Genomic DNA, 14,265 nt, shown 5'->3' on the forward strand with positions numbered 1-14,265 from the left:
CCATGAATTACGAGAAACAACTGGCCGCCCTGTACATTCGCGTTTCAACTGAGCAGCAGGTTGAGGGCTTCAGCCTGGACGCCCAAAGGGACGCCCTGCAGGATTACTGCCGCAAGTCTCACATCGATGTTCAAAAGGTTTATGTCGACGCGGGTCGCTCGGGTAAGTCGATCGAAGGCCGACCGGCACTCCGTGAGCTTCTGGAAGACGCCCGCAGCGGTCGCTTCCGGCAAGTCGTGTGCCTACGGCTGAATCGGCTCTCCCGCAATCTGAAGGACCTCCTACACATCGTCGAGCTGCTGGACAGGTACGGCATCGCTCTGCGCAGCCTGACGGAGGAGTTCCAGACGGATACGCCGATGGGCAAGTTCGCCCTTCAGATGGCCGGGTCCGTGGCCGAACACGAAAGGCGGCAAATCGCGCAGAACGTCCGCCACAGCATGCAGCAGCGCAGCAGGCTCGGCAGATGGAACAGCGGCAATCAGGTTCTCGGATATCGCTGGGTCACCCATCCCGACGACCCGCGCCTTTCCTACTTAGAGATCGTGCCCGGGGAAGCCGAGCGGGTCGTCTCCATTTTCGAGATGTACGCCAGCGGCGGCGGCCTGAAGGCCATCGTCAACCGATTGAACGGAAATGGCCACAGGACGAAGCGCGGCAAGGCCTTTCATAGCATTTCGGTACGCGGCATCCTGACCAACGTGAACTACATCGGCAAGATTACCTACACGGATGAGCAAGGTAACAAACAAACGGTGGACGGCGAGCACGAGCCAATCGTCTCGCTAGAACTTTGGGAGCGTGTGCAGCTGCGGCTTGCCGGAAGCTCATGCCTGCCAACAAAGCGCATCACGCGTCCCTTCCCGCTGTCAGGGCTTCTCAAGTGCCCGAGCTGCGGAAGCAGTATGATTCCGTCCCACGTCTCACGAAAACGAAAAAACGGCATTCATTCCAACAGCTTCTACTATGTGTGCAGCCAATACAACTCCGGAGGAAGCAAGGTTTGCCGGGCGAACCATATTCGGGCAGATGAAGCCGAAGCCTGGGTCGAATCCCGGGTCCGGCATTTCATCACCCATCCTTCCGTTGCAGAGCGGCTGGTGGAGGAGATCAATCTCAGGCGGGACAGGAAGTTGCTGCCTATCCGGCAGGCATTGAAGCAAATCGACGCCCAGCTCGCCTCTCAGAAAAAGCGAAGCCTCCGATGTTACGAGCTTTTCGAAGATGGGCACATCGATGCCCCGGAACTCCGAAAAAGGCTGGATGAGATTCGGGCTGAATCAGGGCTTCTGGAGGAAGAGCGGGAAAAATTAGAACGATCTGTAGCCGGACAGCCCGAGCGCCCCATTCCTGAGGCGAGCATTCGGCAAGCGCTGGACAGCTTTCGGCCCATGATGCGGAATGCCTCACCCGAACAGCAAAAGAAGCTTTACCGAAGCCTTATCGATTACATCACTGTCCCGCGTGACCGGGACATCTCGGCGGCGACCATCCAGGGCACGTCAGCCCTGCTGAGTCTGGAGATTCCGCCGATTCCAACAAGGAGGGACAAGCAAGGATGAACCAAACAATAAGAGTCGCCATCTACGCTCGTGTCAGCACAGAGGAGCAAGCTGAGCACGGCTACTCCATCGACGCTCAACTTGAAACTCTGCGAAAGTATTGCGATGTATACAAATGGGAGATCGTGGGGGAGTACGTGGACCGGGGCGTCAGTGGAAAGAGCATTGAGGGGCGATATGAGCTCCAACGACTCCTTCGCGACGCTCAGGACAGGAAGTTTGACGAGGTGTTAGTCTGGAAATTCAATCGGATGGCCCGCAAGAACATCGACCTCCTCCATATCGTCGACCTGCTGGAAAAGAACAACGTCGCCTTCCGCTCACTTTCCGAGAATTTTGATACAACCACGTCTATGGGAAAATTCGCACTTCAAATGATGGGTGCTGTGGGGGAGCTGGAGCGCAACACGATCGTGGACAACGTGAAGATGGGCCACAAGCAGCGCGCCAGAACGGGCAAGCACAACGGCAAGGTGCCGATCGGCTACCGGAGCGTCAAGGTCGACGAACGCGGGAAAGAGACAAGGATTGTCGTCATCGAGGAGGAGGCGGCACTTGTCCGCAACATTTTCGAACAGTATGCCGCCGGTCACGGCCTGAAGGCGATTGCCAACGACCTGAACCGCCGGGGCTACAAGACCAGGACTGGCAAGACTTTCTCCACTTGCGCCATCCGGGACATTCTCGACAATCCGATGTTTGTCGGAAAAATCCGCTATAACCGCTACGAGAACTGGGCGGAAAGACGCCGCAATGGCAAGTCCACCGAGCTCATACTTTCCGAGGGCCATCATCCGGCGATCATCTCTGAAGAGTTATGGGAGAAGGTACAGCTCCTGCGGCAGAAGAAGAGTGTCATGCCGAAGAAGCGTTTCGAGGGGGAGTACTTGCTGACCGGGCTCATCCGATGCCCCGAATGCGGCGCGGCGATGACCGCAAGCCGCACGGTAAACCGGGCGAAGGACGGGACGAAGATCGTCCGCATGTACTACTCCTGCGGTCGCTTTCGCAGCCAGGGCAGTTCGGTCTGCCACGCCAACAGCGTCCGCAAGGACGAGGCCGAAAAAGCCGTGACGGAGCGCATCCGGCAGGCAGTGACTCAGCCTCACATTCTCAAGAAAGTCGTACGCAGCATCAACGAACACCGATCGGGACGCATCAAGCCGCTTCACGACGAGCTAGCGGCAGTCCAAGCCCGCATCGACAAGCTGGAGGAAAAGAAGCGCAAATACCTCGGGCTGTACGAGATGGACGAGATCGACCGCGGCCTGTTCGCGGAGCGCCTGAACGACCTGAACAGGGAGCTCGACACCGAGCTTACCCGCCGGTCGAAGCTGGAACTGGAACTCCGCGACGATCTGGCCGAGCCCGTCTCCTACGAGCTCGTACGTTCCCTGGTGGGCAGGTTCGACACCCTGCTCCACCGCTCGCCGTTCCCGCAGCGCAAGACCCTGATGCACCTGATCGTAAAGAAGATCACGCTGGACGAAAGAAAGCGCGTCGACAGCGTCGAGCTAGCTTTCAATGAGGAGACCGAGAAGTATTTTTTAAGCGTAGCCCCTTCCACTGAAATAACGGTGGAAGGGGCTTTTTCTTTGTCCGGAAAAACCCCAAAATTGCATTGCAAGCTCACCTTTTTCATTTGATATAATAAGCAACCCATATATTACCGATACAAACTATAACTACATATGAAAGGTTGGGTTGAATTATATGGCGAATGGATCAAATGAAATAAAAACACTCGATGTTACACAAATTCTCGACCTCGCTCATAAAAAGCATATTATCGACGCATTTGTAACTGATGAGCATAATGAGCAAGAAGTTGTTATAGCGCTCGTTGCTAGAGTCCGACTTGCTGATATTAAAACCAATCAAGGTTGGAAGGCAACTGTTGTAGATGCTAAAAGAAGTCGCCTTTATGACAGTATAGAAATTACTACGGAACCTGAAAACCGCATGGCATCTAACGCTACAAGTCTACATTTAGATACGGGAACTTTCTATTCTGACTATGTAGGATATAATGTTGAGAAGCAACGAGAGTATGTCAAGAAGAATGGTAAGAAGTCTTTAGAACGGTATCAACAATTCTACTCTAATTCGACAGATCAATAATCTTTGAAGTCTTTTGCTTAACTACCCTATTCTTTAACATAGCAGAATCCAATCCACTTCCCTTAAGCTCGTAAGATCCAAAATTTCGCCCTACTTGTGATACGGTTCCCCCCGATTGATCTTCACCGCGCGATAAATCTGCTCCACCAGCACCAGGCGCATGAGCTGGTGCGGCAGCGTCATGCGCCCGAAGCTCAAGCGCTGCTGGGCGCGGCGCAGCACCTGATCGGAGAGCCCGTGGCTCCCTCCGATCACGAACACGACATGGCTTGTCCCGTAGGTGCCGAGCCGGTCGAGTTCGGCGGCCAGCTCCTCCGAGCTCCAGAGCTGGCCGCCGATGGCGAGCGCGATCACGTGCGCGCTCTCCTTCACCTGCGCGAGGATGCGTTCGCCCTCGCGCTCCTTCACGATGGACACCTCCGCTTCGCTTAAGGTGTCCGGCGCTTTTTCGTCCGCGACCTCGATCACCTGGAATTTGATGTACGGGGTCAGCCGCTTGGCGTATTCCTGGATGCCCAGCACCAGATACTTTTCCTTCAATTTGCCGACGCCAATGATTTGAATCAACATGAAGAATCCTCCATCCCTCATACATGGGTTATGTATTTATTATGGCAGGCGCTGCCTGCTTTCATTTTCTTTTAAGGCTAAACGTGCAAAGAGGAGCGTGCTCCCACGCTCCTCTTTCGCTTTTTCACTTATGTCAGACCACCAGAAACTTGCCTGCCTGCTCGCAATGCGCACACTGCACCGGCGGATCCCAGTCGGAGAATTCCGTTTCCTTCAAATCCACGATGTCCGGAGCATCCTCGTATTCGTCCACGAACATGTCGATGGCAAGTTCCAAATGTTCTTTGCATACTACGTACATATCGAAAGCATCCCTTCCAGCGCTACACAAGGTTGTGATCCTGCCCTAGTTTTACTGACTTTAGCCCTTCATCAGGCGTATGCGCGCCCGGTTTTCCCAGCGCTTTCTTTTGATTATACCATGGACGGGCCTGCGGCGGGGGAAACTTCTGCCGGCCCGCAAAGGGAACCGCAGGCATCTTCGCAATCCGCTGCTCCCTTTCTTATTTTGGCTCCAATGCGTTTTATTGATCCGGCTTTTCCGCCAGCTTCACATTGGTTGTTTGCTCTTTTCCGTCGCGATAAAACGTGACCTTCACGGTGTCGCCGATTTTGACTTTGTCGTACAGAAATTTTTTCATTTCCAGCGTCGTCGGGATCGGCGTATCGTTGAATTTCACGATCACGTCGTTCAGCTGAAGTCCGGCCTCCTGCGCGGGCCCGATTGCATCCAACACCACGACGCCGTCCTTAACGTCGCTTGGCAGCTTCAACTCTTTGAGCTGGTCTTCCTCTAAAGGTGCATAGGAGTTGTTCAGGTCCATCGAATAAATGCCGATATACGGACGGGCAACCTTTCCGTGCGTCATCAGCTCGTTGACCGTCTTCATCACCTGATCGGCCGGGATCGCGAATCCCAAGCCCTCTACCCCGGTGTCGGCGATTTTCATCGTGTTGATCCCGATCACTTTTCCGTTCAGATCGACGAGCGCTCCGCCGCTGTTCCCTTCGTTGATGGCCGCGTCGGTCTGGATGACCTCCTGCTCCCAGTCGTATACGCCGTCCTGGTTCAGCGAAACCGGCACGATGCGGTTCGTGTAGCTCACGATGCCGGAGGTCAGCGTATCGCCGAGCCCCAGCGGATTGCCGATGGCCAGCACCGTCTCCCCGAGCCGCAGCTTCCCGGAGTCGCCCATTTCGGCCACTTCGCCGATGTTTTTGCCGTCTACGGAAAGCACCGCGATATCGTTCACTTTATCGGCGCCGACAAGCTTCGCTTTTTTCATTTCGCCATTGACCGTCACCGCCTCAAGCTCCTGCGCGCCTTCAATGACGTGGTTATTCGTTATGATAAAAGCCTGCCCTTTGTCTTTTTTGAAAATGACGCCCGATCCCAAAGCCGACTCTTCCAGACTTTTATCCTTTTTTCCGTCCTTGTAATTCACGATGCTCACAACGGTAGGCCGCACCTTGGCCGCAGCCTGAACCAGTCTTTCATAGGGATCGGCGGCGCTGTCCACCTGCTTGGAATTCAGGGCGGCGACCGCATGCGGCGCCTTCCCGGAGGCAGGCAGACCCGTAATCATGCTGAACAGCAGCACGGCCACGAACGCACTGATAACCGAACTGATCGTTGCGATCTGAAGCGTCGACAGCCCGCGGCTGCTCCTGGATCTCGGCCAAATTTCCCGTGCCTTGCGAACACGGCCGAATACACGTCTGCGTTTCGTCACTTTGGTTGAATAAAAATCATCTTGAAACAGCCCCATGAGATCCTCTCCCCTTCGTTATCAAGCGCCTAAATTCCGTTTCTGCCGCCTTTCTCCAATACCCATATAGGTATGTAATCCATCCGATGTCCTATACCTAAAGATTACCTCTTCGGCGCCGTTTTTTCTGTAGTGCAAAAGTCTCCATTCGGAAAACATTTCCGAGCAAAGGGCCTACAAAGCAAACAGGCCGTTTTAAGCCAATATTGTCTCGGGATACAAGGCTGCATGTTCTTGAAAGTTAGGCTCCCATATATCTTAAACTAACCGATGGCCGTAAAGGTTTCGTTTCGCCGGCCCTTTATTTTTCTATCACCCTAAAAATGTGCCTTCAAGCAGAAAATCAGGAAATTTTTATGGAAAATGGGCCGTTTTGCAAACCTTCTCTTTGAAAATAGGAATAATTCAGGCGGCGGGCTACTAGAATAAAAGAGAAAGCACCTCTTATACTTCACAGCATACCTGAACATAATGGCATTCCCGCGGCAAAAAACGCGATGCCCCTGCCAAAAAAAGGGTTGGAGGTCAAACGCCATAAGCCCTCGCACAGCAAGGCATTTCAGGTTTTTCAGGTACTAATCATTGTACCACAAGGGGGCTTTAGGTCCCAATTGAAATCGAAATCGGCCGCTGGTGATTTGTGGAATCGATTCGCCTGTTTTTGGGAAAAATAGCATTAACGATCCAGTCGTCTTCTAAACGATAAAACGATATAAGGAGGAAGAACAGATGATAGAGCGGTTTCCGTCCGGCATGGACTACGTGCAGTTGATGGCCAAGCTTGGGGATTTGAAAGAAGAGCATTACCGCAATACCCTTGCCTTAAGCACCATCATCGAGCTGCTGATCGACAAGGGCATCCTCACCCGCGAAGAGGTGGAGAAAAAAGCGGCGGAGCTCGACCAGTTTATGGTTCACTCACCTTATCCCACGGTGTAGGACGGTCGTAATACGTATCGCATAATTTGAACTCGCTGTCTTTATAAAAGCAGCCGCGTTCCTCCATGCTGTCGCGCACCGTCATTTTGGCCAAATCCATCATGTTATGGTCGCGGCTGAGATGGGCCAGGTACGTTCGCTTCAGGTCGCCGGTCAGCAGCTCGCTTAAGGCTTCCCCTGCGTCCTCGTTGGACAAATGCCCCATGTCGCCCAAAATGCGGCGCTTGATGTTCCACGGATACCGGCCCATCCGCAGCATCTCGATATCATGGTTCGATTCAAGCACAAGCACGTTCGAATCGCTGATGGCCTGCTTGACCTTGTCGCTCATATAGCCGAGGTCGGTCGCCACGCTCAATTTTTCGTTTCCGTCGTAAAAGCAGTATCCTACCGGCTCGGCCGCATCATGCGAAATCCCGAACGATTCCACCCGCAGCGTGCCGAAGTCGCGCACCTCGCCGGTGCCCAGGACGACCCGGTTTTCCTCCGCTATTTTGCCGATGGATTTCTCCATCGCTTCCCATGTTTTCTCATTCGCATAAATCGGCAGGTCGTATTTCCGCGCCACGGCGCCGAGGCCTTTGATATGGTCGGAATGTTCGTGGGTGACCAGAATTCCGTCGATCTCCTCTCCCGTCACGTCCCGCTCCTTCATAAGCTCGTCAATCCGTTTGGCGCTCAGGCCCGCATCGATCATCAGCGTCGTTTCTTCGTTTCTGACGATCGTTGCGTTCCCCGTCGACCCGCTGGACAACACTGTAAAAGATATCCCCATTCCCGTTACTCCCTTTCTTTCTCGGTCTTCGGACTGGTCACAGTGACATCTCCGCTGATGCCCTGAACGTAATACATATCCCCGCTTTCCAATGTGAACCGCCACGACGGGGCGGCTACCTGGCTTTCCGAATTGTATACTTGCCCGTAATATCCAAGCTGTATGTCCTTGATCGCCGATCCCGGCGGAAGATGCCGCTCGACCAGCGTTTTCAGCGCGTTGCTCGCAGGCATCATTTTTTGATGCTCTTCATCGTCCACCGCGGTAATTTCAACCGGCGACTGGCGGTAGGAGATGATCCGCTGCTCGCTGTAATACAGCTCCAGCTGATCGTTAAACAGCGGCCATTTGTGGTCCACAAGCGTATGCATGACGAACCGGCCGGCCGCTCCGGCTTCCTGGATGCGTTCGAGCTCGCTTTTGGTCGCGTATTCGCTGGCCTGCGGGTCATACTGATAGTTCGCGATGTCCGGAATCGATTGCTTCAAGGCATTGACCAGCTCCCGTTCTTTGAAAATCAGCTGGCTTTCGATATGCTCCCCAAGCGTAACCTGCCGCCCGACGCTGTCCCCGTTGACGTATTGGTACGTAATTTTCGGCAGCTGCGGCGTCATGCTCGGAATTTGGCACAGCAGCTGGATCGACTTTTCCTTCATCACCTTCTGCGTGCTTTCCGATAAGGAGGCGAAATCCAGACTGGTGTCCGCCTGCTCGCGCATGTCGATCCACAGCTGGTATCCCAGCACCAGGTTCAACAGCAAAAAAGCGTATATCAGCACGTTTTTGGCCCGTCCCCAATCCATTGCTTCGCCTCCTTGAATCGTTTATGAAGCTTGTTCAGCGGCCGCTTCGCAGGCCCGCCAGCGGTTCATCGCCGGCCGGTCCCGCCGCCAACCCGCACCTTGCGTTTCTCTATCGGATGGTCCGGATTTGCCCGTTGGCCAGCTTCACCGCCCATACCGGCGCCAGTTTCAGCTTTCCTTCATCCAGCTTGGGCAAATAGGCCGGGTACAGATCTTCGATCGGCGAATCCTTGCTGATGGCAAGCAGCATCGGCCTTAAGCTGTTTCCGGCCGGAAGCTTCCTCACCTGCTTCGATTGCCCGGGCTTCATGTAAATCAACGACCGCTCATAGGTGGACACGTTGCCCTGCTGCAGGTCCAGCTTCATTTTGCCGTAATGGAAGCCAGGCGTATCCAAAACGGGGTAGGAGCCGAAATACTGCTGGAACACGACCTGGTTCTGCCCGACGCCGACGCTTGACAAATCCACGCGGTATTCGCCGTTCCAGCCGCCATGCTCGTTCACGAAGTCCACGGCGGCCAACATATCCTTGCTGTCGCTGCTCTCCCCTGCCGGGGGCGCTGCCGGATCGGTGTAGCTCATCCATTTTTGCTCCTGGCGCACCTGCAGGCTGCGTTTCGAATCGGTATAGATCTCCGAGCCGTCCTTCTCCCGAATGTACCGGGTGATGCCCGGGTCGAAAAAGAGGCTCTGCTGCATTTGCGCCACCGTATACGATCCGATCTCCAGGTCCGCCTCCACGACGTCGAGCGGCTTTTCCGGCACGTAATAAGCCCCGCCGTTTTGCATCGAATACGGAATCCAGTTCTTGCCGAAATCCACGTGCTGCTGCACGTCCTGGACGGTCAAATCGACCTTGGCCGCTTCGTACATCACGTCCCCTTGCGTGCTGAAAAATAGCGCATGCGTTTTCGATTCGCTTGGCGTGTTATAGATCCAAATCCGGTTGATGCGCTCCGCCTCAAACAGCGAATCGGGCTGAATCTGCATCACGCGTTCGAGCAGCGATACGGGAATTCCCGCGCCGAAGGTCAGCTCGATGCCGGGATTTTCGGTCCTGATTTTGTTCCAGTCCACGTTTTCCACGGATTCCCGCTGGAAATTTTCGAAGCTGCGCCCCTTGAGGCGCGCGTAGATCAATTTATAAAACGTCGAATTCGGATAAAAAACGGTATGCTTGCCTTCGCCCATATGGATGAGCATCTTGTCCGGATACACCATGTTTTCGATCCGCTGCTGCGGACCCATGTTATCCGTCTTGATATAGGTATTGGTCGCTTTGGCGGCCGTATCGCTTCCCGGAAGCCGGTAGATGAGATAATAGCTCTGCACCAGGCTGCCCGCGACGAGCAGCAGCAGGAGGAGCGATTTCAACCGTTCCTTCATGACGCCACCCCCTCGTCTTCCGCCGGCGGCAGCGTAAACGTCACTTTCGTGCCCTGCCCGAGTTCGGATTGAATCGAAATGGTGCCGCCGTGCGCCATGACGATCTCCCTGGCAATGGACAAACCGAGACCGGTGCCGCCCATGCTGCGGGAGCGGGCCTTGTCCACCCGGTAAAAGCGCTCGAAGATCCGGTCCAGATCCTTCTTCGGAATGCCGATCCCCGTATCCTGCACGGCGATGGCCAGCATGCCCCCGGGCGCTTGCACGGCCCCCATCGTGATGCTTCCGCCGGGCTGCGTGTATTTCAGCGCATTGGACACCAGATTATCCAGCACCTGGTCGATCTGGTCGCGGTCGCACAGCGCTTTCGGAAGCCCGGCGCCCACCTTGACCTCGGAGCCGATATCCTTCTGCTGCATCTGGAAGGAGAAGCGGTCCGCCACGTCCTCCAGCATCTCCAGCACATCGGTCGGCTGCTTGCGCATGAGGGCCTCCTTGCTATCCAGCCGGGACAGATGGAGCAAATCGGTCACAAGCCGGATCATCCGGCCGGTTTCGTTCTGAATGACTCCCACGAACCGCGAAGCCAGCGGCGGATCGTCCAGCGCGCCGTCATCCAGCGCTTCGGTATAGCTTTTGATCGTCGTCAGCGGCGTCCGCAGTTCATGCGAAACGTTCGCCACGAATTCGCGCCGCGACGCCTCGAGCTTTTCCTGCTCGGTAACGTCCTGCAGCACGGCGATCGTCCCCGTAATGCCGACCTCCCGGCGGTGGATCGGAGTAAAGGTCACCCGGATCATATAGGACCGGTCCGCCTCCTGGCTCATTTGCAGCAGCATCGTCACGTACGTCCCCTCCGTGAACATCTGCGTCTGTTCCTCGCTCAGTCCGAGCACCTCGGCGATGGCGGAGCCGGACACTTCTTCTTCATCCACGTTCAGAATGGCCGCCGCGCGGCGGTTCATCAGAATGATGCGCCCCGCTTCATCCGTCGCGATCACGCCGTCGCTCATGTTGGTCAGGATGGAGGCCAGCTTCTCTTTCTCCTCTTCATTGACCAGCAGCGCTTCCCGGAGGCGGGTCGTCATATAGTTAAAAGCTTCGCTCAACTGCCCGATTTCGTCGTTGCCGAAGACCGGCATCTTGAGGTCGAATTTGCCTTCGGCGACCGCCGTGGCATGCCGCGTCATTTCCTTGATCGGGTGCGTGATGGTATGCGCCAAAATGACGCCAAGCACCGCCGTCAGCCCGAGCGCCAGCAGGATGCCCGAAATGAAGATGTTGTTGACCCGCCCCATCGTCGTGTACAGTTCTTTCATCGAAGCGACGATATAGACCGCGCCGATGATTTTCCCCTTGTTGATCAGCGGTTTGGCGACGACCTTCTTCCGGACGTTGTCCTCGTCGATGACGTATTCCTCGTTGTCCTTGCTGCCTTGAAGGGCACGGCTCACCACCGTTTGGGTATTTTTGCGGCCGACGATGTCCATATGCGACTGATTGGACGTGATCAACACTTTTCCGCTTGCGTCCAGCACCTGGATTTCCGCCCCGTCCATATTGAACAGGTTCGTCACGATCGGCCCCAGGGTTTCGACGGAATTATTCTCGCCCGTATCGGCGGCGCTCTCCAGTTTCTCCGCAGCCAGCACAGACAAGAGCTCGGCTCTTTCCTGCAAATCTTGGGTAAAATTCCGGGTTAGCGAGTTTTTCATGGCACTCACGAAATAAACGCCAATCAGCTGCATGGCGATCAGGATGAGCAGCACATAAATAATGATCAGCTTCGCCTGAATGGTGCGGAAAAAGGAGGTCCACTTCATTTACAGGCCTCCGTTTTTGGGACTTCGCATCATGTAACCGAGACCGCGGCGCGTCAAAATATACTCCGGCTTGCTCGGATTTTCCTCGATTTTCTCGCGCAGCCTCCGAATCGTGACATCCACCGTCCGGACGTCCCCGAAATATTCAAAGCCCCACACCGCCTGGAGCAAATGCTCCCGCGTCATCACTTTCCCGGCGTTTTTCACCAGATAATACACCAGCTCGTATTCCCGGTGCGTCAAATCGAGCGCCTCGCCGTCCTTATACACCAAATACATGTCCGTATCTATAAAAAGGTCAAACAGCTGAATGCCCTGCTTCGTCTCCAGCGCCGCCACGGCAGCCGTTTCGGCCCCCGCCGTCTTCGTCTGCCGCCGCATCTGCGCCTTCACCCGGGCCAGCAGCTCGCGCGTGCTGAACGGTTTGGTGACGTAATCGTCCGCCCCCATCTCGAGGCCCAGCACCTTGTCGATCTCGCCGTCCTTTGCCGTAAGCATGATGATCGGCATGTGGAGCCCCTGCGCGCGCACCTCGCGGCAGACGTCCATCCCGTCCTTACCCGGCAGCATCAAATCGAGCAGCATCAGGTCCGGCTGGGTCGACAAGGCCATTTCAACCGCGCTGACGCCGTCAAAGGTGCAAATGACGTCATAGCCCTCTTTTTCCAAATTAAACTTCAAAATATCGGCAATGGGCTGTTCGTCATCCACTACCAAAATGGTTCCCTGCATTCGCCTTTCACCCCGTTCATCAAAGCTTGTACAGTCCTTTTCCCATTTTACCATACCTGGCTTCGCGTCACATCCCGTTCAAGCGGCAATTCCTGGGCAGCCTCCCTTGAAGCGAAAAGGCACCGCCTCCCGGAAGAGGCCGTGCCATGTACTTGCGAATCTTGGATGTTGCGATATTCGTTGAATGATTGCGAAACGGATGCGGTAAGACTGCGAATTAGTTCAAATACTTCATCGGATTTTGAATGGAGCCGTTTTTATGGATTTCAAAATGCAAATGGGTGCCGGTCGAATGGCCGGTGCTGCCCATAATGCCGATGGGATCCCCTTGGTCTACGCGCGCCCCGGCATGCGTCGAAATGCTTCTCAGATGCCCGTACAGCGTTTCATATCCGTTGCCGTGGCTGATGATGATCGCATTGCCGTAACCGCTGATCTGCCCGGTAAACGTGACGGTGCCGTCGTCGGCGGCCTTGATGGTCCGGTTGCCGGACACGATATCGATGCCTTTATGCATCCGGCCCCAACGCGAGCCGTAAGAGCTGGAAATGCTGGCGCTGCTGACCGGCCATGCGAACCGCCCCGTGCCCTTGCCGGGAACCTTCGTTCCTTGCAGCACAACCTCCTTGAGCGAAGGTTTGATCACCGTCTGTCCGACCCACTGCTCGTCCACGACTTTGCCGTTTTGTTTCGTCACGACGTAGTTCATGACCTTGAGCCCTTCCTGGCCGGGGCGAACCACCTTGCTTTTCCCTGCCGGAAGGTCCTTGGACTTGCGGATTTCGATATCCGGGGCCGTGGCCACCTGTTCGGATACCTTTTCCACCGTCGTCACCGTCAGAGGCGGCTTCGGCACGGTCAGCTTCAGCTGGTCGCCGATCTGCATGTATTTTTCCTTCACCTGCGGATTGTTCGCGAAAATCTCCTTTTGGCTCACGTGGAATTCTTCGGCGATCGAGCTGATCGTGTCGCCTTCCTGCACCGTGTACACGAGCGGCGCGTCCTGGCCCGTCGTGAGCAGCTTGGCTGCTTCCTCGGCCGTGAGTATTTTATTCGGATCGGCCTCCACCGGAGCCGAAGTGACCTTCTCTTCGATCCGCACCGACTTTACGGCAGGCCCGGCCGCCGTTTTTTGAGGCACGGCCTTGCCGCTGGCTGCCAGCTTTTGCACCGCTGCGCCGCCCGCTTGGGCAGCCTTCGTTTGCGGCACGAATTTCTGCTTCGCTTTTTCCACCGCGGCATTTATCGTCGCCTGGTCCTTCACGATGCCGACGACCTTGCCGCCCACTATCAGCTGGACGCCTTCCGCGTAAGCTTTCAGCTTCCCGCCCAGCTTGTCCAGCGTTTCCCGCGTGTTCGGTTCCGCCTTAAAGCCTTTTTCCAGCTTCGTCGTAATCCCGTCGGTATGCAGCTTCATCGCCACATCCGGATATTTATTCTGATATTCCTGCCGTTTCTGGTCGTATAATTGTTCAAGACGTGCCGGATCGTCAATCGTTCCGATTTCTTCCCCATGTATGTAGACATGATAGTAGGGTACGGTTTGGGCATCGACGTACTGATTGCCTGCAAAAACGAGGCCGGTAATCAAGATCGCCGCTCCCGCCGTTCCGATGATCCACTTTCGGGCAGCGCTCCACCGCGGCCGCTTTGGCTCTACAGGGTTAGAATGGCTTATGTCATGTTCTCCGTGCCCGGAAGCCTGCACCGTCGGTGTTGCCTCTGCCTGCGTTCCTTCCGTCTGGCGAAAATCGTTAGAACCTTTCATTTTACTCTCCCTTATG

13 protein-coding genes are annotated in these 14,265 nt (G+C 55.4%); 4 read left to right on the top strand and 9 right to left on the bottom strand.

Annotation, left to right across the window (positions count from 1 at the left end; genetic code table 11):
* Window positions 1–2 precede the first annotated feature (2 nt).
* The 3 genes from AC27KL_RS24380 (at window position 3) to AC27KL_RS24390 (ending at window position 3,683) form a co-directional block, all read left to right on the top strand.
* Window positions 3–1,562, top strand: coding sequence for a recombinase family protein (locus AC27KL_RS24380; protein WP_487171407.1), 1,560 nt, complete (start codon window positions 3–5; stop codon window positions 1,560–1,562).
* Entirely contained in the window at window positions 1,559–3,208 is a 1,650-nt protein-coding gene (locus tag AC27KL_RS24385) for a recombinase family protein (protein ID WP_487171408.1), read from the top strand. Before AC27KL_RS24380 ends, AC27KL_RS24385 begins: the two co-directional genes overlap by 4 nt.
* A 67-nt stretch (window positions 3,209–3,275) precedes the next feature.
* Window positions 3,276–3,683 (top strand): hypothetical protein, encoded by a 408-nt coding sequence (locus AC27KL_RS24390; RefSeq protein WP_415998668.1) that lies wholly within the window; start codon window positions 3,276–3,278, stop codon window positions 3,681–3,683.
* Window positions 3,684–3,773: 90 nt separating this feature from the next.
* Here AC27KL_RS24390 and rlmH read toward each other — a convergent pair whose 3' ends face one another.
* The 3 genes from rlmH to AC27KL_RS24405 form a co-directional block, all read right to left on the bottom strand.
* Window positions 3,774–4,253, bottom strand: a complete 480-nt coding sequence (gene rlmH, locus AC27KL_RS24395; protein WP_487171409.1) for a 23S rRNA (pseudouridine(1915)-N(3))-methyltransferase RlmH — start codon at window positions 4,251–4,253, stop codon at window positions 3,774–3,776.
* A 133-nt stretch (window positions 4,254–4,386) separates the two neighbouring features.
* Complete coding sequence (locus AC27KL_RS24400) at window positions 4,387–4,554, bottom strand: CxxH/CxxC protein (RefSeq protein ID WP_339322806.1); 168 nt, start codon at window positions 4,552–4,554, stop codon at window positions 4,387–4,389.
* A 223-nt stretch (window positions 4,555–4,777) separates the two neighbouring features.
* Complete coding sequence (locus AC27KL_RS24405) at window positions 4,778–6,022, bottom strand: S1C family serine protease (protein WP_487171410.1); 1,245 nt, start codon at window positions 6,020–6,022, stop codon at window positions 4,778–4,780.
* Window positions 6,023–6,751: 729 nt separating this feature from the next.
* On the opposite strand from AC27KL_RS24405, the gene AC27KL_RS24410 reads away from it, so the two are divergent.
* On the top strand, window positions 6,752–6,961 hold the full coding sequence (locus AC27KL_RS24410; protein WP_036710643.1) for a hypothetical protein: 210 nt from the start codon (window positions 6,752–6,754) through the stop codon (window positions 6,959–6,961).
* On the opposite strand, the gene AC27KL_RS24415 is transcribed toward AC27KL_RS24410, so the two are convergent.
* From AC27KL_RS24415 to AC27KL_RS24440, 6 genes are all read right to left on the bottom strand, one after another.
* Window positions 6,930–7,736 (bottom strand): MBL fold metallo-hydrolase, encoded by an 807-nt coding sequence (locus AC27KL_RS24415; protein ID WP_036710646.1) that lies wholly within the window; start codon window positions 7,734–7,736, stop codon window positions 6,930–6,932. The genes AC27KL_RS24410 and AC27KL_RS24415 overlap by 32 nt on opposite strands.
* A gap of 5 nt (window positions 7,737–7,741) precedes the next feature.
* On the bottom strand, window positions 7,742–8,539 hold the full coding sequence (gene yycI / locus AC27KL_RS24420) for a two-component system regulatory protein YycI (RefSeq protein WP_036710650.1): 798 nt from the start codon (window positions 8,537–8,539) through the stop codon (window positions 7,742–7,744).
* A gap of 109 nt (window positions 8,540–8,648) precedes the next feature.
* Window positions 8,649–9,926: a YycH family regulatory protein gene (locus tag AC27KL_RS24425; RefSeq protein WP_339322808.1), complete on the bottom strand. Its 1,278-nt coding sequence runs from the start codon at window positions 9,924–9,926 to the stop codon at window positions 8,649–8,651.
* Window positions 9,923–11,749 carry a cell wall metabolism sensor histidine kinase WalK gene (gene walK / locus AC27KL_RS24430; RefSeq protein WP_339322809.1) on the bottom strand — a complete coding sequence of 609 codons (1,827 nt, stop codon included), beginning with the start codon at window positions 11,747–11,749 and terminating at the stop codon, window positions 9,923–9,925. The genes AC27KL_RS24425 and walK overlap by 4 nt, the downstream gene beginning before the upstream one ends.
* Window positions 11,750–12,481, bottom strand: a complete 732-nt coding sequence (gene yycF / locus AC27KL_RS24435) for a response regulator YycF (protein ID WP_339322810.1) — start codon at window positions 12,479–12,481, stop codon at window positions 11,750–11,752.
* A 217-nt stretch (window positions 12,482–12,698) separates the two neighbouring features.
* Window positions 12,699–14,249, bottom strand: a complete 1,551-nt coding sequence (locus AC27KL_RS24440) for a peptidoglycan DD-metalloendopeptidase family protein (protein ID WP_487171411.1) — start codon at window positions 14,247–14,249, stop codon at window positions 12,699–12,701.
* Window positions 14,250–14,265 lie beyond the last annotated feature (16 nt).

The organism is Paenibacillus sp. YAE3 (assembly GCF_057546105.1).